The organism is Mycolicibacterium palauense (assembly GCF_002592005.1).
GTDB lineage: Bacteria > Actinomycetota > Actinomycetes > Mycobacteriales > Mycobacteriaceae > Mycobacterium > Mycobacterium palauense.
Genome location: NZ_NVQF01000061.1, coordinates 1 through 19,521, shown reverse-complemented (window position 1 = coordinate 19,521; position 19,521 = coordinate 1). Strand labels below are relative to the sequence as shown.

Below are 19,521 nucleotides of genomic sequence, written 5' to 3'. Positions count from 1 at the left end.
ACATGAACAACAACCACATAGGTGTGGCCGCCCTCGCCGGCGTGGCCGCCGCCGCATCCGTGCTGACAGGCTGCTCTCTGCAGAACCAGCAGTGGCACAACGACTGCGTGGTCATCGCGAAGGATGTGCTGTACAGCTCAACTGACGGGAACACCTCACGCGACTACCGTCTGTCGACTTCGTGCGGCACCTTCGCGGTCGAGGACACCCTCGCGGGCGGGTTCGACTCGTGGGACGTGTGGCAGTCCCTCGATGAGGGGGCCACCTACGACCTGCGCACCGGCGGGTATCGCGTGGGATTCTTCTCGATGTTCCCGAGCGTGATCGAAGTGCGCGATGCCGACCAGAACGGTAGCGAGGCCGGGCGATGAGCATGGTCAAGTTCAACGCCGAGGAGGCCGAAGCGTTTCTGCGCGACCTGGCCTACGTGGCTGGCCACGGCCTGGACCTAGGCACACTTCCGCAGGTCTACCGCCGGGCACGTGTTGCGGCTCACCCCGACCGCAACGGCGGCGACCGCTCACTGTGGAACAAGGTTGATGCGGCAGCCGAGGTGCTGACCGCGGCAGGGGTGCTCTGACATGCCAGTCCACAGTCACTCTCTGACCGTCGCACCACGTCTGGTCATATTCGAGACCGAAGAACAGCTACATGATCACGCTGCGCGGCTGAACCAAATCGGCGTTGACCCCGATATTCCCATCATCGATGCGCGCGGATATCCGACCCTGGCCTGTCGCACCGCGCCCGGCGGCGACGGGTGGGGTTTCGCGTACTACTAGCCTGGCGAGGACGGATTCATGCCGTGCATCCACCCTGCCGGGGCTGACTGTTGCGGCGGGGACGACCGGACTGCCGAATGGAAGCCGACATTCCCCGTGACTGGACTGGTCTGCTACGACCTGACCGGTACCGAGGGCCTTGGGCTCATGTAACCGTCATCGCCCGAAACGCTGGTAGGCCGCCTGTCGCGACACACCCAATGCCACTCCGATCGCGTCCCATGTGTCACCGGCTTTCCGGGCTGCGGCCACTGCAGCGTTCAGCTCGGCCTGCGCAGCGTCCAACGCTTCGTTGGCCGCGATGATCCTCCGAATATGGGTTGCACTCCGTGCGTTCGCTGGATCTGGTTCAAGCGAATCCAACCAATCTTCAACGCCCTGTGCATTCTTGACGTCAGTCATTTCGTTCACCCGGCCTCTCCCGGCCTAATACCCATCGGCGGGCCGATCCCGCCTTCTGGTCGCCTGTGTTTCTACTGCAGGTAGCGGTAGAACTTCTGACGCAGTATGTCTGCGTGGATGACCCGGCGTGGGTCATCGCAAGGAACGACCAATTCCAGCAGCGTGCCGCTGCAGTCTGGCCCGATCGCGAGGTACTGGAGTTCGCCTTTGTACTCCAGCAGCGCGTAGCGCAATTGGTTGCGCCACGCGTGGAGGATGTCGTCGTCCGCGATACCGTGCTTGCGGGCGCTGTCTGTGATCTCCACATGTAAACGTTACGTTTACATGTGGAGACCTGTCAAGGGCATGGGATGGCCCGTTCGGGCAGTGGGTCGGCGGCATCGTTACCCATGCCCCCGTGCCTGTTCGCACGAAGATCCCCCGGCTTGGGCATCAGGTGAGTGATTCGACGGCGGCGCCGGTTTCGGTGGCGTAGAGCTCGGCGTCGGCCCGCTCCGCGTCGGTGAAGGCGCGGATGCCTTCGGGATGCCCTGGTGGGCGCACGATCGTGGTGAGTTCGGCGAGGCTCGCTGGTTGGCGGTTCGGCTTCTGGCGGCTCGCCGGCTCGGTCATGGACGCCACAGTAGCCCGGCGCCTGGCCGTAGGGGTGAACGCTGGACATCTCCTCTCAACTTTACAGTCCAACACTGTTGCACTATGCAGTGTCGTACTGTATAGTTAAAGGTGTAAGCGAGAGAGAAAGGAGGTGGTGAAATCGAAAGAAAACCTCGCGCTTGCGCTAGCCGCAGCGACATTCGTCGTGAACGTCTGGGTGGCAATCCAGAACCGCAAGCCGAGAAAACCGGGAAAGCACCGTAAGAAGCGAAAACGTCGCAGACGGTGACCGGACCCGGGCCGGGTGGGAGATATCGCTAGTACCTCCCACCCGGTAACCACCGGAAACACCAGACTACCCACCCCGCCTGGAAAGGGGCCAGCCATGACCGCCACCACCGTCGACTACACCGACCGGGACACCGCCATCAAAGCCATCCGCGCCGCCCTCAAAGAGCGGTCCGGCAAGACCTGGAGCGTCCGTGGCGGGACCGGCACCGCCTGGGGGTGGATCACCATCTCAGCCCCACCGAAGCGGATCGTGAACTACCGAATGACCACAGAGGACACCGCCGAGCTGTACGCGCTCCTCGGCATCGACCGGGCACCGCGCGGCGATGGCCGCGAGCAGTCCATCACCGTCGCTGACCATCCCGACTATCGCCGCGAATACGTCGCGCGCGCACAGGGCCGTGACCCGGAGGTCATCGCCCAGCCATACTGGGACTGAAAGGAACGAACCCATGGAACTACTCAAGAAGAACTACGACCTCGTGGCCACGGCCAGCACCGGCGCCGTGTTCCTCGCTCTCGGCGTCCCCTGGCCCCTGTGGGTCGCGTGGGGAGCACTGGTGCTCATCCAGATCGGCAACCGCATCGTCCGCGGGTGGGCCCGATGAGAACCTTCGGCAGTCCCGGCGAATACTGGGACGACAAGGCCAGGGAGAACGAGGAACGCGCTGCCGCCGAAGCCGCCCGGGCCGCGGCGGCGCGAACGCTCAACACCAGCGATGACCCCATCGAGGTGTTCAACGCATTCGTCACGCTCCGCACCGACCCCTCACTGCATGCCCATTTCGCCGATAGCGACGACAACGACGCAGAGAGCGTACGCCGGGCTATCCGCCGCGCCCTGGGCCGGCCCGATGGCTAAGAAGCGGCCCGCACGGTACCTGTCGCAGGCCCAGTTCGCCGAGCGCATAGGAGTCGCCCCGAACAGCATGGGCCGGTACAAACTGCCGCCACCGGACGCCACGATCGGGCCAGTCAACGACGACGGCACCATCCCCCGGGGAACGGTCCGCGGCTGGCTCGCCGAGACGATCGACGAGTGGAACGCGCACCGCCCCGGCCGCGGCGCCCGCACAGACCTCAAGGAGGACGCGCAGCCATGAGCGACATCGCTGAAGTTCCGCCTGACCCCGCATTTGATCCCGACTCGGTCGCCAAGCGTATTGCCGCCGAGATCTCCAAGTTCAACGCATCGTTGGCTCTCGACGACGAGATGATCGGCTGGAGGAGGGCCCACCCGGATGGATGAACAGATCCCGATTCGGGCAGACAGACTCGAGCTGTGCGAGGACGGCGTATATGCGCGCGAGTCGCTTCCGGCCGGACTGCCAGCCGAGGAGTCCACCAGTTTCCTCAATAGGGAAGATCTGGAACGCGCCTTCACCGAGGGGCTGGACGGCCTGGCCGCTGAGTGTCGTTGCGGCGATACGGGGAGGGCGGGCTATCACCTGTCGATGCTGGAGTTGGACGACGAGGTGATGGTGGGCGTCCGCTGTTCAACGTGCGGCGGCGTCTGCGCTATCGGCACCGACCAGCGGTCCGGCCTATGAGCCAGGCCGCCGACCGGCCATTCTGCGCTGTTGGGGAACACTGAAATGACACGGTTGTGATTGACATGGTGTAGTGTTGTCCCCGTCTTGGAGCTACTGACGACGCATGCCTAGCTCAGGATTCTGAACCCGCCGACCAGGGAAAACGTTCCCGGTTCGAGCGGGTTTTCTCATTGGACAAGCGAAAGCTGACCGCACCCATGGATGCACCCTCCACTGTCGATGTCCCATGCCCGCGATGCGGCGAGATGATCGTGTGCACGCTCTCACTGACGACCACAGCCCAGGCCCCGGTTCCGTCTCCGAAGGCCACCGGGATGTCCATGGAGGTCACAGCCAGCGTTCCCGACCTCGCTGACCGGTTCGCCGCCCACTACCGCGACGCCGGCCACGCGTTCGCCGCCGCGTATTCCGTGGACGGATTCTGGGCGATGAAAGGCCGGTTAATGGCCGGCATCGCGGGCGAGGCCATTCCCTATGTCGAGGAGGTCGCAAAAGGTGAGTGACGATGTGAAGGTCACCTATCCGAGTCCCGGCAAGGTCGGTTGTGTCGGGGAGACGGCCGGCCGGGAAGCCGCGGAGGGTTTCGAGCCGCCGGTGACGATCGGCGTCGATCACATCAAGATCGGCGATGTTGTGCTGCCTGGCCACTGGATCGCACGTGACGGGGTGGTGGTTTCCCCCGGCTTCGCTGAACTCACCAGGTACGGCGGCGGCCTCCGCGAATCGTCGCGGGTGACGGTGACTTTCCTGGTCGGCGATATCGACGTCGAGGCCGCCGCCGTCGGCTACGTCGCGCTGCGGCAGCGAATGGCCCACGCGATCAGCATCACAACAGCGTTGGACCCGATCCCGACCGATGCGGACGCCATCGAGCACGAGATACCCGAGGTCCCCGAACCGTCTTTCTCGCAACCGATGCAGGCGCTGGTCGGCGAAACCGGTTCCGGCAAGACGCACGCGCTGGATGCCTTCTCCAGGCTCGACTGACGCCCGCGGCTACGGGCCCCGCCACCAGCGGCTCCGGGAGCAACTGAAGCCGATCGTTAAGTCCGGTCAGGCGATCTGCTGGCGCTGCGGGGAGCGAATCGGGCCCGACCAGCAATGGGACCTCGGACACGACGACGACAACCGCAACATCTACCGCGGCCCCGAGCACGCCCTGAAGCGCGACTGCGCCGCTGGTGGGAACCGTGCTGCCGGCGGCCGTAAACGCCAGGGCGTGCCCGATGACGACGATTCCGCGACCTACCCGCCGTGTGACGACTCACGCGTCTGGTGAAGTAACCGCACCGAAGGAAACCCAGATGGATCAGACCGCACCGACCATCACCGTTGGCACTCTCACCGTCAACGGCCCGAGCGTGATCAGTGACGCCGAGATCGATCGGCGCATCGACCTGCACACCCCGCAAGGCCAGGCCACGCGCGACACCCTCGACAATCTGCGTGCCCAGTTCAAGGCGCTGTACCGCACGGTGCGGGACACGACACCGGTGTGCCGTGAGCAGTCGCTGGCATTCACGCATCTCGAGGATGCACTGGCGGCGGCGATCGCCGCTGTTGTCCGCCCGCCGGCGGCCTCCCATCCGATCACCGAACTGGTGGTCGATACTGCGTCCGCGGTCGAACCCACGGACGCAGCCCTGCCGTCGTTGATGACGCTGTCCAGCTCACTGGACGCCGTCCGATGATCCCCTGGCGGGGCGGCCTGGCTGAGGTGGTTGAGGTGAAGGGCAGGCATATCACCGTGTCGTGCCCGCACTGCGGCCGGAAGCATCAGCACGGCCGTCAGATGCTGGGGTCCCGGAGCGTGGTGGCCGGCTGCCACGCTGGCCCGCGGACGCTGCGTGAGTACCGAATCCCCGAGGGCCACAGCAGCTCCGCGTCGGCGGCCCTGAAACACCCCGTCCGCGGGCCGCAATCGTGAGGCGCGGCGAGCGGTGGGTCGACATCAAGACCGGCGAGGTGCACACGGTCAACTGGTGGGCCGAAGGCCAGTACTGGCCGTGGAATCCTTGGTATACGAGCGTTCACATGATCTGGGCTGCGCCAGCGGCGATTTGCGGCGTCGGGGTGGTCTTCGCTCTGCTGGTGGCGGTGTTCGGGTGAACCGGACGCAGCGCCGGGCCGAGCGCTTCACCAAGGCCGGTCGGCGCGACCACTCTGAGCGGACGCGGCACATCTGCGAGCACGGCAACTGGATGAAGACCGACGGCAATGGCGACCCGATGTGCCCCCATGGCTGCGGCTTCCGCTCAGCAAACGAATCAGCCAACGCAAACCCGCAGGTCGGTAGCGACCACAGCGGGGCCGAGACCGTCAAGCCAGCTAACCCGCGGTGCATGGCCCTGACGTGCCCGTGTCGCTGCGGTCGCGTGGTCCGGTACTGGCATGTTGGCAGCTGCGACGGCGAAGCCTGCGGCATCGAGGCCACGTCATGACCTGCATCGTGGGCGTGGAGTACGACGGCGGTGTGCTGATCGGCGGTGACTCGGCGGCCACCGCGGGGTGGAGACAGACCACCAGGGCGGACGAGAAGGTGTTCACCAACGGCCCGTACGTCATCGGGCTGACCGGATCACCGAGAGCCGCGCAGCTGCTGCGCTACCGCCTCAACGTCGGCGCACCGGACACCTGGGATGTGGACCGTTTCATCGCCACCACATTCGTTGACGCCGTTCGGGACACCCTGAAGGATGGCGGCTACGCCGAGACCGCCAACGTCACCAAAGAGGGCTTGGCCAGCGTGTTCCTCGTCGGCATCCAAGGCCGCCTCTACGCCATCTACGGCGACTACCAGTTCTCCCGTTCAACGGCCGGGCACCTGGCCGTTGGTTGCGGTGATGAGATCGCGCTCGGGTCGCTGCACACGACCGCCCAGCTGGGCATGGACCCGCGCACCCGCGCCGAGTACGCGTTGGAGGCCGCAGCGGCGATCTCGGCTGGCTGTGGTGGACCGTTCACCATCATCGACACCCCGACACCCTGATGGGCGCCGAGGCCGACAGCACGCCTGTCGCTGAAGAGCACCTGCACTGGGGTCCTGGCGGCGACAGCATCGAGCACGTCATGTCGGCGTTCTGCCCTTGCGGCCCTGAGCTTGTGGTGGAGCAGACCGAACCCGACTTCGAGGGTGACGACACGTTCCCCGTGATCACGTACCAGCATCGACGAGTCAGCGAGCAGCCATGACCACGAGGATCTTCGAACGTCCATTCGTCGTCATCCGGGACACCGCCGAGCTGTACGGCTGGACCGTCGGCGAGGTCGACCACGGTATCGGTCACGCGAGCCACGTGCTCGAGCGTGGAGAGTCGACGGTCGTGGTGTCCTACCGCGCAGGTCTGGCCATGTCCAGTACTTATTCAGGGCCCCAAGCGTTGCAGATCCAGGACAAGCTCGTCCCTCCCGTCGTCGATCGGGTCATCGACCGGCTCAAGGCTGACGGAGTCCCACCCGACACTGCGTGCGTCGCATGGCGGGAATGGTCGGGTAGCCACTGGCAGGACCGGGTGACAGACCCACTGCCCTACCCCGAGGCCGTCGAGTTCGACCAGTTCTGCCGCGCGCAACAGGTACTCACCGTCACCGACGTTCGACTCACCCCCGGTCAGCAAACCCCTGCGACCACCCAGCAAACACCGTCCCCTTCGGACTAAACCCGCAGGAAGTCGACCGACACTCGGCATAACCGCAGGCCAGAGGGGGGAGGGGGTCCCGCGAAGGCACATCAGTCGCCTGACCCCTTCGCGTTAGCAGTCATTTCCATACAGGGACAGTTTGATGTCCCGGGACATGTCCCTCTATCCCCTTCAGCAAACACATCGGCCACTACAGCAAACATTGGACATAAGGGGCTTGACGTGCAGAAACCCTGCGCTGTCTGCGGCAGGCCCTTTGAGGCGCAGCGACCGCAGGCGAAGTATTGCGGCGAGACGTGCAAGAAGCGGGCCCAGCGCGCCGGTACGGCAGGCGCCCGTGATCGGAAGAAGCCGCGGCGGACCGCTGCTGCGCCGCCAGCCACCACGCCGACGACCGAGCACTCTGATCCCCCTGCTCCGAACACCGAGGCGTACGCCTCGGTCGGCGTGGTGGCAGCGACGGTCAAGGAGCTGTCCGAGGCGGATCGGCTGGACACCGTCCTCGGCCAACTGGCGCTGAAGCTGGCGGTGCGTTTGGAGGCGTCGACCTTCGACACCGGGTCGTCGTTCGCGGCGCTGTCCAAGGAACTGCGAGCGGTGACCGCAGCTGCTCTAGCGGGCGCCGCCGTCGAGGACGACGAAGTCGACGAGCTGCAGAAGCGGCGTGACGAGAAGAAGGCGCGTGCAGCAGCCGCGGCAACCAGTTAAGGCTGCCTACGAGCACTTCCCCGAGTACAGCGAGACGTTCGGCCCGGAGGTGGCCGACCTGTGCGACTTCGTCGGGTTTCCGCCTGACGAGGAACAGGAGCTAGCGCTCGACGCATTGTTCGGCATCACCTCGGATGGGCTGCCGACCACGTTCGAGTTCTGGATGATCGCCGCGCGACAGAACCTGAAGACTGGCTGGCTCAAACAGGCATGTCTCGGGTGGCTGTTCGTCACGCAGGAAGCGCTCATCTCGTGGTCGGCCCACGAGCTGGACACCACCCGCGAGGCGTTTCGCGATCTGACGTTCCTCATCGAGAACCGGCCGTCGCTGGCCAAGCGGCTGTTGCCGGGACCAACGAACGGCATCTACCGGGGTAGCGGCTTAGAGGCGATCGAACTCGCACCGTCGAAGGCGTGTCCGCAGGGGCAGCGGGTGAAGTTCAAGGCCCGCACCAAGGGCGGCGCTCGCGGTTTGACCGGCAGCAAGGTCATCCTCGACGAGGGGTTCGCCGTCAAGTCGGAGCATGTCGGGTCGATCGTGCCGATCCTCTCGACCAAGCCGGCCGGCCAGATTGTCGGCGGGTCATCGGCCGGCCGGTCGGACTCGGACTATCTGCGTAGCGTGCGGGACCGCGGCCGAGTCGGCAGCAGCCCACGGCTCGGGTACGTCGAGTACTGCGCACCCGAAGGGGTGTGCGAGCAGGAAAAGTGCACCCACGAACTCGGAACTCCAGGGTGCGCAGCCGACAACCTCGACTACCTGAAGATGGCGAATACCGCGCTCGGACGCCGTATCAGCATTCAGTACATCCGCGATGAGCGGGAGGCTCTGCCGCCGGCTGAGTTCGTGCGCGAACGGCTCGGTTGGTGGGACGCACCGGATCTCCTGGACGCACCGCTGATCAGCAAGACGATGTGGCGGGAACTCATCGACCCGGACTCGACTCCGGTCGACCCGGTGGCGTTCGGCATCTACGTCAACAAGTCGCAGACCCAGGCGGCGATCGGGGTGGCCGGGTACCGGCCTGACGGCCTGTACCACGTCGGCATCGTCCCGGCCGATCGCGACGAACCCGGGGTCGCGTCGAAGCCTGGCTTGGACTGGATCCCCGACCGGGTGCTGCAGCTGGTCGAGGACTGGGGCCCGTGCGCCGTCGTCGTTGACGAGAAGTCCGAGGCCGGGGCGGTCATCCAGGATCTGCAGAAGCTCGGCATCGAAGTCGTCACCACGAACGCGACCCGCTACGCGCAGGCGTGCGGCAAGGCGCTGTCGGTCGTCAAGGGCAAGGAGCTGCGCCACCGCGGTGCCCGCCCGCTGCAGGACTCCGTGATCGCCGGGAAGCGGCGCGACCTCGCCGACGCGTGGGCGTGGGACCGCAAAGACCCCGGCAGCGACATCACCCAACTGGTCGCCGTGACGCTCGCCCTGTACGGGCTGATCGCCCACGGCCAGCCGCGAGAAACCGAGATATGGGGGTTCCTATCGTGACACCGACACGCATCGTGCTGCTGGCCGCCGTTGTCGGCGCCGCGGCCGTCGTCGCCGGTGTGGCAGGCCAGTTCGGGCCCTGGTGGGCGCTGATGGTCGGCGGGACGTTCACGCTCGCCGCCGCGCTCCTGTACGACCCGGAGAGCCGAAAGCCCGGTAACCCGCGGTGAGGCTGCTGGACCGTCTGCTCGGCCGCCTGGGCGGCGCAACGCGGGGGACGCTGACGCTCGAGCAGTACTCGTCGATGCTCAACCAGTTCACCTACGACGGGTGGGCCTACCCCGGCGGGGTCCGGCAGACCCTCGCCGGTACGGGTACCGAGAAGGCCCCCAATAACTTCGAGGGCCTGGCTACCCACGCCTACCAAGCCAACGGCGTCATCTTCGCCTGCATGCTCGTGCGGATGTTGGTGTTCTCCAGCGTCCGGTTCCAATGGCAGCGCCTTTACCAGGGCAAGCCGTCCGACACGTTCGGGACTCGGGACCTCACCCTGTTCGAGGAGCCGTGGGTAGGCGGCACAACGCAAGATCTGCTCACGCGAATGATCCAAGACGCCGACCTGGCCGGGAATTCCTACTGGTACGCCGAATCGACGCTGGCCACAGTCGGATCGCAGGAACCGAAGCGCGAACTCGTCCGGCTGCGGCCGGACTGGGTGCAGATCATCGGCCTGCCGCGGATCGCCAACCGAGTTGGCCGGAACAACGCAAACCGCGGTGGCGGGCAGATCGGCTGGCGGAAGATCGGCTACCTGTACACCGAGAACGGTGGCGGATCCCAGAACGATGAAGTCCCGTTCACGGTTGACGAAGTCGCGCACTTCGCTCCGATCCCCGACCCCCTCGGCGTATTCATCGGCATGTCCTGGCTGACTCCGATCATCCGCGAGATTCAGGCCGACCAGTCCATGACGCGCTACCAACAGAAGTTCATGGACAACGGCGCTACACCGAACATCATCGTCAAGCACTTCCCAGGGCTGCCCGGGACCGGCGGAAGTCAAGGCATCGCCGGCGCAACGCTGGAAGGCGTGCAGAAGTGGGTCGAGGAGTTCGATGACAAGTATTCTGGCGTCGACCGCGCTGGTAAGACGATGCACCTCTACCCCGGTGCTGACGCCACTGTTGTCGGGTCCAACCTCAAGGACATCGAGTTCAAAGTCGTTCGAGGGCACGGTGAAACACGCATCGCGGCCGCGGCTGGCGCCCCACCGGTGATCGTCGGGCTGTCCGAGGGGCTGGAGGCTGCGACATACGCGAACTACGCGCAGGCCCGCCGACGCTTCGCTGACGGCACCATCCACCCCCTGTGGCAGAACGCCTCCGGGTCACTGCAGCGCGTCGCCAAACGTCCCGAAGGTTCGCGGCTCTGGTACGACAGCTCCGACGTCCCGTTCCTGCGTGAGGACGAGAAGGACGCCGCCGAGATCGCCGAAGTGAAAGCGCGGACTATCCGCACCTACGTCGACGGCGGATACGAGCCCGCATCGGTGATCGCCGCCGTCGAGGCCAATGATCTGCGCCTGCTCAAGCACACCGGCTGGTACAGCGTCCAACTCCAGCAGCCCGGCGCTCAGCAGGCCATCTCAGCCGCAGCACGGTTCATCCGAGAGCTTCGCGGCGCCAGCGAGCCGGCGCTGCGGATAGCCGACGAACTCGACCAGTTGGCATACCCACCCGCACCGCCGGCCTTGCCGCCAGCGGACACCAAGGAGGACAGGTGACGGCTCTACTGACCAAGCCGCCGAGTAGCGGGCTGTGGCAAGACAACTTGCTGCGCACAGTGCCGTTCGAAATCATCCGCGCGGACGACGACACCGGTGATGGCCGCACCTTCACCGGGTACGGCGCGGTGTTCAACGAGCCCACGAGGATCGACTCCTGGGAGGGTCTGTTCGACGAGCAGATCGCGCCCGGCGCGTTCCGCAAATCGCTGCGGGAACGCACACCCAAGTTCCAGTTCGACCACGGCCGCCACCCACTGATCGGGTCCATTCCGATCGGAGTCATCAAGGACATCCACGAAGACGAGCGCGGGCTATTCGTCAGATCGCGACTCGGCCAACACATCATCATCGACCTGGTACGCGAAGCCATCGCGACCGGAGCCATCGACGGAATGTCGTTCCGGTTCAGCGTCGTTCGAGACGAATGGATCGACGTCGACGGGAACGCCGTCAAGGCCGAAGATGTGCGCCGCATCCTCTACTACGGAGAGCAGCCCGAGCGCGCACCCCTGATCCGAACACTGAAAGAGGTCAAGATCAGCGAGGTCGGGCCCGTCGTGTGGCCCGCCTATGGCGGCACCTCAGCAGAGGTCCGATCCGCCGATAACCCGATCGTGCTCTACCCCGATCGGCTCCACGAACCCGAGCAGCGCAAGCTGCTCGCCGAGGCTGTCTTCCGAGCGGAGGCAGTCGATCACGAGCCCGACGAGGGCGCCCCGGATGAGGGGCAAACGTCCGAGGACGAGCCGCGAGACACCGCCGATGGGGCGGCCGTTGAGCACTCGGTCGACGACACCGAATCGCCGCAATCCACCTCCAGAGACGAGGCCGGAGAGCACGAGGAGGACACGGAAACCGATTCCGCGACCGACGAACCCGACGAGGACCGAGCAGGCGACGACGCCCTGTTCGGCGACGCACTCAAAGAGGTCCGCGGCGCGCTGGACCTCAACCCACCCATGAAGGGATTCTGAAATGCAGCTCGATCTGAAGCAGTCGCTCAACCGCGAGAAGGACATCAAGGAGGAACTCGAAAGGCTCCACGCCAAGAAGGACAAGACCGCCGAGGACCGTGCCCGCGTGCCGAAGCTGGTCGAGGAGTTCCGAGAGGTGCACGAGCACCGGCTGAACCTGGAGCACGACGCCGCCCTCGACGAGGTCCGCGGCGCCACCGAGGACAGCACCACCAACGACACCGCCGGCGGCACCCGTGACGGCGGCCAGGGTGGAGCCCGCCCGGTGGATGAGGACCGCCAGGAGCGCCGTGGCGCAACGTTCATCGCCGGCAAGTACAAGAACCCCTGGGACACCTCCCAGATCCGGATGGGCTACGGCGACAGCGCCTCCACCGAGATGCGATCGCGGGCCTACGACGCCATCGAGCGGATGGAGTTCGCCGACGACAAGGTCCGCGAAGTGGCGACCAAGTTCGTCGAGCGTGACGGCGAGGACACGACTCCCGTCGCGCGCCTCGTGCTGGCCAGTACCTCGCCGGCCTACAGCCGCGCATTCATCAAGCTGGTCCGGTCGCGCGGCGATGCCGGCGTCCTGGTCGACGAGGAACGCGCCGCCTACCTGCGGAGCATGGGCCTCACCGACAACCTCGGCGGCTTCTTGGTCCCCATGCAGCTCGACCCGACGGTGATCCTGACGGCCAACGGGTCGTTCAACCAGGTGCGCCAGATTGCCCGCGTCGTGCAGGCCACCGGAAAGACGTGGAACGGCATCACCTCGGCGGGCGTGAGTGGATCGTGGGACGGGGAAGGCGAAGAGGTTTCTGATGATTCGCCGGGCCTCGAACAGCCGGACATCCCGGTTCACAAGCTGCAGATCTGGGTCGAGTTTTCCCACGAACTCGAGCAGGACGCGGCGGCGCTGGCCGACGACATCGCGACGATGATCGCGTTCGAGAAGGACGTCAAGGAGTCGATCAGCCATGTGACGGGCTCCGGTGTCGGGCAGCCCACGGGCATCATCACCGCCCTCACCGGCACCGCCTCGGTCGTGGCGTCGGCCGACACCGACACGTTCGCTGTCGAGGACGTGCACGAGTTGGACGGCGAGCTGCCGCAGCGGTATGCGTTCAACGCCTCGTGGCTGGCGCACCGCAAGATCTACGGCAAGATGCGTCAGTTCGACACCGCCGGCGGCGCATCGCTGTGGGGACAGCTCGAAGAGGGACGCAAGCGTGAGCTGCTGGGCCGGCCCGACTACGTCGCCGAAGCGATGAAGAGTTCGATCACCAACGGCGAAGACAACCACGTCCTCGCGTTCGGTGACTTCCGGAACTACGTCGTAGTCGACCGGATCGGTACCACCCTGTCCTACGTCCCGCACGTGATGGGCTCCAACGGACGTCCCGTCGGCAAGGCCGGCTGGCATGCGTTCATGCGAGGCGGCGGGGACTCCGTCAACGACGCAGCGTTCCGCCTGCTCAACGTCACCTAAGTGACCCGACTCGGTCAGGCCCCGGCATGCGCCGGGGCCTGACCGCCCCCGACAGCCCCATCCAGATGAGGAGAAAACCCCGCGTGAGTCATCGCTGCACCAACGCGTTTCTGTACGACGGCAAGGTCTACGCAGGCGGCCGGCAGGTCGCTGACGACGACCCGATCCTGCTAACCCACTCGAACCACTTCGCCAAGGTCCAGGATCAGCGCGGCGGCAACGAGACCGCGTCTCAGAACCCCGGCGAGGTGCGCACCCCTACCTCGGCCGCCGCCGATCAGGACGCTGCTGACGCCGCGGCGTGGCTGGCGGCCGAAGCCCAGCACGAGGAAGACGTTCAGGCGTGGCTGCTGGCCGAAGAGCAGTACCACAGCGACGTCGCTGCCTGGCTGACCGCCGAGGCCGAGGCCAAGGCCGAGCCGGAATCCAAGCCCCGGCCGCAGTCGCGGCGCAGCAAGTAGCCCGAAGGGACCCACCATGTACACCCTGCACACCACGACACTGTCTCGGCTCGCGTTGGCCTCAACGACGCTCGACGCCGACGACACCGTCAACGGCGCCACCATCGACCTGGCGCTGTTCAAGAACAACTTCCGCTCGGCCCTGTTCATCGTCACCGCCGGCGCGGTCACCGACGGCACTCACGAGTTCGCCGTCGAGCATTCCGACGACGGCGCCGACTGGTCCGCCGTGCCAGCCGACCGGATCCAGGGCGTGTTGCCCACGTTCGACGACGCGGCCAGCGACACGGTCGAGCAGTTCGGCTACATCGTGGCGACTCAGCGGTACGTGCGGCTCACCGTGACCACCGCGGATTCCACCGACGGTGGGGTGCTGTCCGCTGTTGCGGTCCTCGCCAACGGGGCAACGTCGCCGCCCGCACGGGCGTAATCCGACACCGATGGCCGAGCTGACCGCGGCAGACGTCTACACCCACACCGAGGGGCGTCTGCCCGACGATGCACCGAACGGGAAGGTCGCCCACATGTTGGCCGCGGCGCTGGCGGCGGCGCGCGCCTACTGCGGGTGGCACGTCAGCCCTGTCCGGACGGACACGCTGGTCCTCGACGGGCCGGGCGGGCGGCTGCTGTCGGTCCCCACGTTGAAGGTGGATGGAGAGCCGACTGTCGCTGAGGATGGGCGTCCCGTCGCGGCCAGGTGGTCCGCCCGGAAGCCGGGGTGTGCACGCAAGCCCAACGGTGGCACTTGGTCGGGCGAGTTCGGCGCGATCGAAGTCACGCTCAGCCACGGCTTCGACGAAGTCGCCGCCGCCGACTGGCGCGACGCCATCTGCTCGATGGTCGAAGAGATGGCCCTGCGCAGCAAGGTCGACAAGGCCACCGGTCGATCTGCCCGGGACCTCACCAGCAAGAAAGTCGATGACATCGAACTGAACTGGGCTGATCTGCGGCGGGCCGCCGACCGCGCCGTGTTCGGCGTAGCGGCCACCCTTGACCGCTACCGGCTCATACCTCTCTGACCCGCCCCCTCACCCAACCCCAACTACCACAGGGAGACTCTGTGACCGCACCCACCGAGTTTTTCGAGCCAGGACTGGTGACCCTCGTGGCCGGCGGCCTGCCGGCGCTTCCGCATCCCAGCGGAACCCCGCTGGTGTTCCCGGCCCATGCCGACACCTTCCCCGGAGACACCGAGGAAGAGCAGGCCGCCAAGGCGAACATGAACAGGCTCATCGCCGAGGCCCTGCTGAATCACTTCAAGCTCAACGAGCACACGCTCGTGCCCAACGCGCAGCTGGCTCAACCGCAGCGATTCGGTGATCACACGATCGTGACCCTTCACTGCGCGAGCTGCGCAGGTGTGCTCATCACCGTCACCATGTCCCAAGGCGGGAAGATCAGCATCCCGCCTCGGGCCATCAATCCGGATTGCGGGGCCCGCCATGGCGTCGTCTGACTTCCCCCACCTTCTCGGCGCCAGCAACCTGCCGCCACAGCTCCGGGCGATGATGCCGGCCAACCCGCGGCCCCGAACACCGGGAGAGTCGCTGACCATGCTCGTCGGGATCATCGAACAACTCGCCTTGCGCGGCCCCGGCGCGGCCAACGGCCTGGTGTTGACCAAGACCCTCGATGAACGCGGCGCCACCATCCGGATTGACCTACCGGCCTGACATGGAATTCGGCGACCAAACCGTGGGATTCGTGATCGTCACCCTCGGGGAACCGGATCCCAACGGCGTGCGGCCACCCAGCCGGGAACAAGTCAACGTCGGCGGGTGCCGATTTCGGCCGTTGCGCACCGACGAGACCGGCGGCGTTCTCACCAAGTCGTGGAAGTGCACCGCACCGCCAGTGGACGCGGTCCTGGCCGCCGCCGCGATCGACGAGTTGGTCTACGACGGCACCGACACTCCGGAACGGGGTGACGCAGACGAAAACGTCTGGGGCAACGATGGCAGCTCCTTGCCGTTCAACGACGAAACACGCGATGTGTTCAAGGTGACGGTGTACGCCACGAACGCGAGAGGATAGGAGGAACAGCCATGCCCTACAAGGTGGTTCAGGAGTTCGTGCTGCAGCGCGGCGCCGAGGTGCTGCACGTCAGCGAGGTCGGCTCCACGGTGCAGCTGTCCGCGGCCGAGGCGACCGATCTGTTGGCCGCCGGCAAGGTCTCGCATCCCGACTCCGTCGGAGATCCGGGGAAGGTCGCTGCCTGGCTGTCCGCCGAGCAGCAGTACCTCGAGGATGTCGAGGTGTGGCTCGAAGCGGAGAAGCGGCACGCGGCGAAGCCGCGGCGAACGTCCTGATGTCCAGCCATGGTGTGCGCGAATCCTCCCGCGAGATCGAACGGCGGCTACGCGCACAGATCGAGGCCACCTCACAGCTGGACTCCCAAAACGCTGAGCTGGCCGAGGAAGTCAAGACTGAGATCCAGTCGCACATCCCGATCGACCATGGCGATGCCGTTGGATCTATCCAGATCAAGAAGCTGCCGAACACCGAGACGCACCCGCTTCCTGGCCGGCTCATCTACTCCGACAACCCGATGCTCCACATGCTGGAGTACGGCACCAAGGCCGACCCCGGCGACACAGAGGAACCGCGGAGGGTCCAGATGCCCGACGGATCCTGGGTGACGCTGGACCGTGACACCCCTACCGAAGCGGTCGCGCCGTTCGGGAAGGCACGCGCGAAATTCGGTGACCAGATCAAATGACGCTGCCAGTTGAACTGTTCGACCGCGAGGCGCCGCCGGGCGTCCGATTCCTGGTCGCCTGGCTAGCAGCACTGCCAGGCGGTGCTGGCGCCGAACGGCAGGCCACCCGGGACCCTCTGCCGTTCACCGAGTTACAGCGTTACGACGGTCACGAAGACACGGTCACTGACCACGGCTACTACCAGCTAGACCACTTCGCGGAAGCCGTCGACGGCAAGACGGCTTTCACTGCATGCGAGGAGTACTCGCGTCTCTGCAAGCGGCGCATCCTCTACCTCCGATCCCACTCGTGGACCGAGGTCGATGTCCCGGACTGGGGGCTGGCCACCGCGGACCTGGTGCGGTGCATCGAGTCTCCGCACCAGCAACCCTACAGAGACAAGCAGATTGTTCGGATGGTGTCCCGCTACTACCTCGACCTTCGCCTGGTCACCGTCTAGTTCTTTCACGGCCTCGCCGTGACTGACACCCCGTGGGGTGTTTACCGCACCTAACCCATCGCCGGATCGCGTCGCGGTCCATATCCCCTGATTCTTGGAAAGGAATCGAGCAATGACACGACCTGCAACCGGCGGCGTGCGGCCGAGCTTCGACGAAGGATTCGACGCCGCCAGCGCCCGCAAGGCACTCGATGGATACATGCTCCTGCGAGACCAGGACGGCGTGAACACTTCCATGGCCTTCGTCGAGGTGGACGGCGATTGGGTGTCCGGATTCAATCCGTTCGCCCAGGACGGCCAGATCCGTCAGGACTTCATCGTCGAGCAGGGGGGCACCTGGTACAACCTCGGCGGCGGTGAATCGAGCGGGCCCAAGTTCGGCAACAGCTTCGAGGTGAAGAAGGAACGCTTCTGGCAGACCCGCCAGGTGATCCGCACCGACATCACCTCCGAGGAGGGGACCGTCGAGTTCGGGATGGGCGAATACTCGTCGCTGTCGGACACCCTGGAGATGGACCTGCCGCTGCTGTCGACGCCGGTGAAGGGCACCAAGAACTACGCCCGAAAGCGTCCCATCGACTTCGACGGCCGCCCACGTCAGGGCATCGTCTACACGCGGGACAAAGGGGGCGTCTTCACCGCGGACCTGTTCCCCAACCTGAGCATCGAGAACATCGAGGACCGTGAACTCTCGGCGGAGAACCTGATCGCCTCCATCTTCCGGTGGGGCGTTTCGATCGACGCGCACTCGGGGTTCTCCCACGCCCGATTCCGCTCCGGACCGGGATGGGAAGGCAACCCGGGTCCTCCGAAGTTCTCCGCGGCGCCGGCCGCCGCTGAGGGAGCTGGCGGTGCGGTCACGATCGTGTTCCCTGCGCCGGTCGGCCCGGCGACCCCGTTCACCTACACGGTGCGCAAGACCCACATCAGTGATGGAGTCGTGACCGATCTGGCCACTACCGGCCCTTCGGTGACGGATGGCGTGGTCACCCTGAGCGGTACCGGACTGGATTCGGGTGAAGAGTTCAGCTTCCAGGTCCACGCCGCGAATGCCGCCGGCAAGGTCTCGATCTCCCGCCCCTCGAACGTCATCACGGCGCTCGCATAGACGTCGCGGGGCGCCCGCCTGGTGCGGTCGGGCGCCCCGCGACCCCCACAGATCCGCGCCGCCACCACCCCTGTTGAGAAAGCGAGCCGCACCGACCCATGAGCAAAGCAACCAAGAACCAGACCACGTCCAGCAAGGCGGACACCGCGGCGGACTCCGGATACGACTCGATCGAGGACGCCAGAGCGCAAGCCGCCGAATACTACGGGTTCCCGGTCGGGGAAGACATCCGCCTCACCCTGCCCGACGGAACCGTCGAGACGTTCACAGTGCCATTCCCTGGGATGCTCACCGATGAACAGCAGGAGCGCTGGGACGAACTGCAGTTCGAGATCGAGCAGTGCGACCGGCATCCCGACATTGTGATCCCCGACCACAAGCTGACCCACCGGGACGCAGTGGGTGAACGGGTCACCGCCAAGGGTGACCACGTCACGACCGAAACGGACTGCGTCATCGAAGACGAGACGTTCGAGCCGGGCCGCACGATCCGCGGCGAACTCCTGATTCCCTACCGCAAGACCGAACCGAACGGCGAAGCCACGCTGCTGCAGCCGCCGTACAACGCACGCGTGGCCATCGCGCTGTGGGGCGAGGAACGCTACAAGCTGTTCCGCGACAACGGCGGACAGTCCAGACTGATCGGGTTGCTGCAGACGAAGATGCAGCGCGAGTTCGAGGAGCGCAAGAGCTCCGATCCCAAAAGTCGCGACAGCGATGGGGATCTGGATTCGGTACCCGAAACAGATAGCGACGGGGCTTCGTAGCGAGTACCCGGGCGCGCACATCAGTCAGTGGCTCCGCGGCGAAATTTCGTCGCGTGAGTTCATGGAACTGGTGGAGGGCCTGTCTGCCGAATCGTGGTTCAAGCAGTCGTTGAACCACGACCTTTCCCGGGCTGAGACAGAACGGCGCCGCAGGGAGATGTCGGAATCGGCAGCCGATTTCGAGGGACGACTTCGCGGCGACATCCGAACCCCATGGGACATGACTGTCAGTTTGGCTGAGAAACGCACTGCGACAGAGGAGTGAGGTGATGCGTTCGTGAGTGACCTGACGATGGTTGTCGGTACGGCGATCGACGACAACGCGCTTCGCCGGTCGTCGAACGGTATTCAGCGTCGCTTCGACCGGCTGGGTCAGAACCTCGGCGGCGATT

General features: G+C 65.7%; 37 protein-coding genes. 34 read left to right on the top strand and 3 right to left on the bottom strand.

Going from position 1 to position 19,521, the window contains the following annotated elements:
• Positions 1 to 2: 2 nt before the first annotated feature.
• Positions 3 to 371, top strand: coding sequence for a hypothetical protein (locus tag CSR00_RS20905; RefSeq protein WP_099024344.1), 369 nt, complete (start codon positions 3 to 5; stop codon positions 369 to 371).
• Positions 368 to 580 carry a hypothetical protein gene (locus CSR00_RS20900; RefSeq protein WP_141564417.1) on the top strand — a complete coding sequence of 71 codons (213 nt, stop codon included), beginning with the start codon at positions 368 to 370 and terminating at the stop codon, positions 578 to 580. The genes CSR00_RS20905 and CSR00_RS20900 overlap by 4 nt, the downstream gene beginning before the upstream one ends.
• Positions 581 to 938: 358 nt before the next feature.
• Here CSR00_RS20900 and CSR00_RS20890 read toward each other — a convergent pair whose 3' ends face one another.
• The 3 genes from CSR00_RS20890 to CSR00_RS20880 form a co-directional block, all read right to left on the bottom strand.
• Positions 939 to 1,184, bottom strand: a complete 246-nt coding sequence (locus tag CSR00_RS20890) for a hypothetical protein (RefSeq protein ID WP_099024342.1) — start codon at positions 1,182 to 1,184, stop codon at positions 939 to 941.
• Positions 1,185 to 1,255: 71 nt separating this feature from the next.
• Complete coding sequence (locus CSR00_RS20885; RefSeq protein ID WP_099024341.1) at positions 1,256 to 1,489, bottom strand: hypothetical protein; 234 nt, start codon at positions 1,487 to 1,489, stop codon at positions 1,256 to 1,258.
• A 127-nt stretch (positions 1,490 to 1,616) separates the two neighbouring features.
• Entirely contained in the window at positions 1,617 to 1,796 is a 180-nt protein-coding gene (locus CSR00_RS20880) for a hypothetical protein (RefSeq protein WP_099024340.1), read from the bottom strand.
• A gap of 367 nt (positions 1,797 to 2,163) precedes the next feature.
• Here CSR00_RS20880 and CSR00_RS20875 point away from each other — a divergent pair, with 367 nt between their 5' ends.
• The 32 genes from CSR00_RS20875 (at position 2,164) to CSR00_RS30260 (ending at position 19,394) form a co-directional block, all read left to right on the top strand.
• Complete coding sequence (locus CSR00_RS20875) at positions 2,164 to 2,508, top strand: hypothetical protein (protein WP_099024339.1); 345 nt, start codon at positions 2,164 to 2,166, stop codon at positions 2,506 to 2,508.
• A 13-nt stretch (positions 2,509 to 2,521) separates the two neighbouring features.
• A complete protein-coding gene (locus tag CSR00_RS30740) occupies positions 2,522 to 2,677 on the top strand; it encodes a hypothetical protein (RefSeq protein ID WP_176562173.1) in 156 nt (51 codons plus the stop codon).
• Positions 2,674 to 2,931: a hypothetical protein gene (locus tag CSR00_RS20870; RefSeq protein WP_141564416.1), complete on the top strand. Its 258-nt coding sequence runs from the start codon at positions 2,674 to 2,676 to the stop codon at positions 2,929 to 2,931. The genes CSR00_RS30740 and CSR00_RS20870 overlap by 4 nt, the downstream gene beginning before the upstream one ends.
• Positions 2,924 to 3,172 carry a helix-turn-helix domain-containing protein gene (locus CSR00_RS20865; protein WP_099024337.1) on the top strand — a complete coding sequence of 83 codons (249 nt, stop codon included), beginning with the start codon at positions 2,924 to 2,926 and terminating at the stop codon, positions 3,170 to 3,172. Before CSR00_RS20870 ends, CSR00_RS20865 begins: the two co-directional genes overlap by 8 nt.
• Positions 3,169 to 3,318 (top strand): hypothetical protein, encoded by a 150-nt coding sequence (locus tag CSR00_RS30735; protein ID WP_176562172.1) that lies wholly within the window; start codon positions 3,169 to 3,171, stop codon positions 3,316 to 3,318. The genes CSR00_RS20865 and CSR00_RS30735 overlap by 4 nt, the downstream gene beginning before the upstream one ends.
• A complete protein-coding gene (locus tag CSR00_RS20860) occupies positions 3,311 to 3,619 on the top strand; it encodes a hypothetical protein (RefSeq protein WP_099024336.1) in 309 nt (102 codons plus the stop codon). The genes CSR00_RS30735 and CSR00_RS20860 overlap by 8 nt, the downstream gene beginning before the upstream one ends.
• 323 nt (positions 3,620 to 3,942) lie before the next feature.
• Positions 3,943 to 4,125: a hypothetical protein gene (locus CSR00_RS20855; protein WP_141564415.1), complete on the top strand. Its 183-nt coding sequence runs from the start codon at positions 3,943 to 3,945 to the stop codon at positions 4,123 to 4,125.
• On the top strand, positions 4,118 to 4,609 hold the full coding sequence (locus CSR00_RS20850; RefSeq protein ID WP_099024334.1) for a hypothetical protein: 492 nt from the start codon (positions 4,118 to 4,120) through the stop codon (positions 4,607 to 4,609). The genes CSR00_RS20855 and CSR00_RS20850 overlap by 8 nt, the downstream gene beginning before the upstream one ends.
• A complete protein-coding gene (locus tag CSR00_RS31040; RefSeq protein WP_218014517.1) occupies positions 4,587 to 4,901 on the top strand; it encodes a hypothetical protein in 315 nt (104 codons plus the stop codon). The genes CSR00_RS20850 and CSR00_RS31040 overlap by 23 nt, the downstream gene beginning before the upstream one ends.
• A gap of 25 nt (positions 4,902 to 4,926) precedes the next feature.
• The gene (locus tag CSR00_RS20840; protein WP_099024333.1) at positions 4,927 to 5,313 is read left to right on the top strand and encodes an Acb2/Tad1 domain-containing protein; all 387 of its coding nucleotides are present in this window, start codon (positions 4,927 to 4,929) and stop codon (positions 5,311 to 5,313) included.
• Positions 5,314 to 5,545: 232 nt separating this feature from the next.
• Positions 5,546 to 5,731 (top strand): hypothetical protein, encoded by a 186-nt coding sequence (locus tag CSR00_RS20830; protein WP_099024331.1) that lies wholly within the window; start codon positions 5,546 to 5,548, stop codon positions 5,729 to 5,731.
• A 328-nt stretch (positions 5,732 to 6,059) separates the two neighbouring features.
• Positions 6,060 to 6,611 (top strand): Ntn hydrolase family protein, encoded by a 552-nt coding sequence (locus CSR00_RS20825; protein ID WP_099024330.1) that lies wholly within the window; start codon positions 6,060 to 6,062, stop codon positions 6,609 to 6,611.
• Entirely contained in the window at positions 6,611 to 6,814 is a 204-nt protein-coding gene (locus CSR00_RS20820; protein ID WP_099024329.1) for a hypothetical protein, read from the top strand. Before CSR00_RS20825 ends, CSR00_RS20820 begins: the two co-directional genes overlap by 1 nt.
• A complete protein-coding gene (locus CSR00_RS20815; RefSeq protein ID WP_099024328.1) occupies positions 6,811 to 7,281 on the top strand; it encodes a hypothetical protein in 471 nt (156 codons plus the stop codon). Before CSR00_RS20820 ends, CSR00_RS20815 begins: the two co-directional genes overlap by 4 nt.
• A gap of 204 nt (positions 7,282 to 7,485) precedes the next feature.
• Positions 7,486 to 7,971, top strand: a complete 486-nt coding sequence (locus CSR00_RS20810) for a DUF2256 domain-containing protein (protein ID WP_099024327.1) — start codon at positions 7,486 to 7,488, stop codon at positions 7,969 to 7,971.
• Positions 7,946 to 9,460, top strand: coding sequence for a terminase large subunit domain-containing protein (locus tag CSR00_RS20805; RefSeq protein ID WP_099024326.1), 1,515 nt, complete (start codon positions 7,946 to 7,948; stop codon positions 9,458 to 9,460). Before CSR00_RS20810 ends, CSR00_RS20805 begins: the two co-directional genes overlap by 26 nt.
• Positions 9,457 to 9,630, top strand: coding sequence for a hypothetical protein (locus CSR00_RS30730; RefSeq protein ID WP_176562170.1), 174 nt, complete (start codon positions 9,457 to 9,459; stop codon positions 9,628 to 9,630). The genes CSR00_RS20805 and CSR00_RS30730 overlap by 4 nt, the downstream gene beginning before the upstream one ends.
• Positions 9,627 to 11,183: a phage portal protein gene (locus tag CSR00_RS20800; protein ID WP_245906331.1), complete on the top strand. Its 1,557-nt coding sequence runs from the start codon at positions 9,627 to 9,629 to the stop codon at positions 11,181 to 11,183. Before CSR00_RS30730 ends, CSR00_RS20800 begins: the two co-directional genes overlap by 4 nt.
• Positions 11,180 to 12,160, top strand: coding sequence for an HK97 family phage prohead protease (locus CSR00_RS20795; RefSeq protein ID WP_245906329.1), 981 nt, complete (start codon positions 11,180 to 11,182; stop codon positions 12,158 to 12,160). Before CSR00_RS20800 ends, CSR00_RS20795 begins: the two co-directional genes overlap by 4 nt.
• 1 nt (position 12,161) lies before the next feature.
• A complete protein-coding gene (locus tag CSR00_RS20790; RefSeq protein WP_099024325.1) occupies positions 12,162 to 13,634 on the top strand; it encodes a phage major capsid protein in 1,473 nt (490 codons plus the stop codon).
• 83 nt (positions 13,635 to 13,717) lie between these two features.
• Positions 13,718 to 14,095, top strand: a complete 378-nt coding sequence (locus CSR00_RS20785) for a hypothetical protein (RefSeq protein ID WP_099024324.1) — start codon at positions 13,718 to 13,720, stop codon at positions 14,093 to 14,095.
• A 16-nt stretch (positions 14,096 to 14,111) separates the two neighbouring features.
• On the top strand, positions 14,112 to 14,525 hold the full coding sequence (locus CSR00_RS20780; protein WP_099024323.1) for a hypothetical protein: 414 nt from the start codon (positions 14,112 to 14,114) through the stop codon (positions 14,523 to 14,525).
• A gap of 10 nt (positions 14,526 to 14,535) precedes the next feature.
• A complete protein-coding gene (locus tag CSR00_RS20775) occupies positions 14,536 to 15,114 on the top strand; it encodes a hypothetical protein (RefSeq protein ID WP_099024322.1) in 579 nt (192 codons plus the stop codon).
• Between the two features lie 41 nt (positions 15,115 to 15,155).
• Entirely contained in the window at positions 15,156 to 15,551 is a 396-nt protein-coding gene (locus CSR00_RS20770; RefSeq protein WP_099024321.1) for a hypothetical protein, read from the top strand.
• On the top strand, positions 15,538 to 15,768 hold the full coding sequence (locus tag CSR00_RS20765; RefSeq protein ID WP_099024320.1) for a hypothetical protein: 231 nt from the start codon (positions 15,538 to 15,540) through the stop codon (positions 15,766 to 15,768). The genes CSR00_RS20770 and CSR00_RS20765 overlap by 14 nt, the downstream gene beginning before the upstream one ends.
• A gap of 1 nt (position 15,769) precedes the next feature.
• Entirely contained in the window at positions 15,770 to 16,129 is a 360-nt protein-coding gene (locus CSR00_RS20760) for a hypothetical protein (RefSeq protein WP_099024319.1), read from the top strand.
• A gap of 11 nt (positions 16,130 to 16,140) precedes the next feature.
• Positions 16,141 to 16,404 (top strand): hypothetical protein, encoded by a 264-nt coding sequence (locus CSR00_RS20755; protein WP_099024318.1) that lies wholly within the window; start codon positions 16,141 to 16,143, stop codon positions 16,402 to 16,404.
• On the top strand, positions 16,353 to 16,814 hold the full coding sequence (locus CSR00_RS20750) for a hypothetical protein (protein ID WP_176562169.1): 462 nt from the start codon (positions 16,353 to 16,355) through the stop codon (positions 16,812 to 16,814). The genes CSR00_RS20755 and CSR00_RS20750 overlap by 52 nt, the downstream gene beginning before the upstream one ends.
• Positions 16,811 to 17,254: a hypothetical protein gene (locus CSR00_RS20745; protein WP_099024316.1), complete on the top strand. Its 444-nt coding sequence runs from the start codon at positions 16,811 to 16,813 to the stop codon at positions 17,252 to 17,254. Before CSR00_RS20750 ends, CSR00_RS20745 begins: the two co-directional genes overlap by 4 nt.
• 112 nt (positions 17,255 to 17,366) lie before the next feature.
• On the top strand, positions 17,367 to 18,362 hold the full coding sequence (locus CSR00_RS20740) for a fibronectin type III domain-containing protein (protein WP_141564412.1): 996 nt from the start codon (positions 17,367 to 17,369) through the stop codon (positions 18,360 to 18,362).
• A gap of 98 nt (positions 18,363 to 18,460) precedes the next feature.
• Positions 18,461 to 19,129 carry a hypothetical protein gene (locus tag CSR00_RS20735; protein ID WP_218014516.1) on the top strand — a complete coding sequence of 223 codons (669 nt, stop codon included), beginning with the start codon at positions 18,461 to 18,463 and terminating at the stop codon, positions 19,127 to 19,129.
• Between the two features lie 61 nt (positions 19,130 to 19,190).
• Positions 19,191 to 19,394: a hypothetical protein gene (locus CSR00_RS30260; RefSeq protein WP_141564411.1), complete on the top strand. Its 204-nt coding sequence runs from the start codon at positions 19,191 to 19,193 to the stop codon at positions 19,392 to 19,394.
• Positions 19,395 to 19,521 lie beyond the last annotated feature (127 nt).

Coding starts and splice junctions, on each gene's coding strand:
- CSR00_RS20905 (WP_099024344.1), top strand. CDS start 3: ATGAACAACAACCACATAGGTGTGGCCGCCCTCGCCGGCGTGGCCGCC.
- CSR00_RS20900 (WP_141564417.1), top strand. CDS start 368: ATGAGCATGGTCAAGTTCAACGCCGAGGAGGCCGAAGCGTTTCTGCGC.
- CSR00_RS20890 (WP_099024342.1), bottom strand. CDS start 1,184: ATGACTGACGTCAAGAATGCACAGGGCGTTGAAGATTGGTTGGATTCG.
- CSR00_RS20880 (WP_099024340.1), bottom strand. CDS start 1,796: ATGACCGAGCCGGCGAGCCGCCAGAAGCCGAACCGCCAACCAGCGAGC.
- CSR00_RS20875 (WP_099024339.1), top strand. CDS start 2,164: ATGACCGCCACCACCGTCGACTACACCGACCGGGACACCGCCATCAAA.
- CSR00_RS30740 (WP_176562173.1), top strand. CDS start 2,522: ATGGAACTACTCAAGAAGAACTACGACCTCGTGGCCACGGCCAGCACC.
- CSR00_RS20870 (WP_141564416.1), top strand. CDS start 2,674: ATGAGAACCTTCGGCAGTCCCGGCGAATACTGGGACGACAAGGCCAGG.
- CSR00_RS20865 (WP_099024337.1), top strand. CDS start 2,924: ATGGCTAAGAAGCGGCCCGCACGGTACCTGTCGCAGGCCCAGTTCGCC.
- CSR00_RS30735 (WP_176562172.1), top strand. CDS start 3,169: ATGAGCGACATCGCTGAAGTTCCGCCTGACCCCGCATTTGATCCCGAC.
- CSR00_RS20860 (WP_099024336.1), top strand. CDS start 3,311: ATGGATGAACAGATCCCGATTCGGGCAGACAGACTCGAGCTGTGCGAG.
- CSR00_RS20855 (WP_141564415.1), top strand. CDS start 3,943: ATGGAGGTCACAGCCAGCGTTCCCGACCTCGCTGACCGGTTCGCCGCC.
- CSR00_RS31040 (WP_218014517.1), top strand. CDS start 4,587: ATGCCTTCTCCAGGCTCGACTGACGCCCGCGGCTACGGGCCCCGCCAC.
- CSR00_RS20840 (WP_099024333.1), top strand. CDS start 4,927: ATGGATCAGACCGCACCGACCATCACCGTTGGCACTCTCACCGTCAAC.
- CSR00_RS20825 (WP_099024330.1), top strand. CDS start 6,060: ATGACCTGCATCGTGGGCGTGGAGTACGACGGCGGTGTGCTGATCGGC.
- CSR00_RS20820 (WP_099024329.1), top strand. CDS start 6,611: ATGGGCGCCGAGGCCGACAGCACGCCTGTCGCTGAAGAGCACCTGCAC.
- CSR00_RS20815 (WP_099024328.1), top strand. CDS start 6,811: ATGACCACGAGGATCTTCGAACGTCCATTCGTCGTCATCCGGGACACC.
- CSR00_RS20790 (WP_099024325.1), top strand. CDS start 12,162: ATGCAGCTCGATCTGAAGCAGTCGCTCAACCGCGAGAAGGACATCAAG.
- CSR00_RS20780 (WP_099024323.1), top strand. CDS start 14,112: ATGTACACCCTGCACACCACGACACTGTCTCGGCTCGCGTTGGCCTCA.
- CSR00_RS20775 (WP_099024322.1), top strand. CDS start 14,536: ATGGCCGAGCTGACCGCGGCAGACGTCTACACCCACACCGAGGGGCGT.
- CSR00_RS20765 (WP_099024320.1), top strand. CDS start 15,538: ATGGCGTCGTCTGACTTCCCCCACCTTCTCGGCGCCAGCAACCTGCCG.
- CSR00_RS20760 (WP_099024319.1), top strand. CDS start 15,770: ATGGAATTCGGCGACCAAACCGTGGGATTCGTGATCGTCACCCTCGGG.
- CSR00_RS20755 (WP_099024318.1), top strand. CDS start 16,141: ATGCCCTACAAGGTGGTTCAGGAGTTCGTGCTGCAGCGCGGCGCCGAG.
- CSR00_RS20745 (WP_099024316.1), top strand. CDS start 16,811: ATGACGCTGCCAGTTGAACTGTTCGACCGCGAGGCGCCGCCGGGCGTC.
- CSR00_RS20740 (WP_141564412.1), top strand. CDS start 17,367: ATGACACGACCTGCAACCGGCGGCGTGCGGCCGAGCTTCGACGAAGGA.
- CSR00_RS20735 (WP_218014516.1), top strand. CDS start 18,461: ATGAGCAAAGCAACCAAGAACCAGACCACGTCCAGCAAGGCGGACACC.
- CSR00_RS30260 (WP_141564411.1), top strand. CDS start 19,191: ATGGAACTGGTGGAGGGCCTGTCTGCCGAATCGTGGTTCAAGCAGTCG.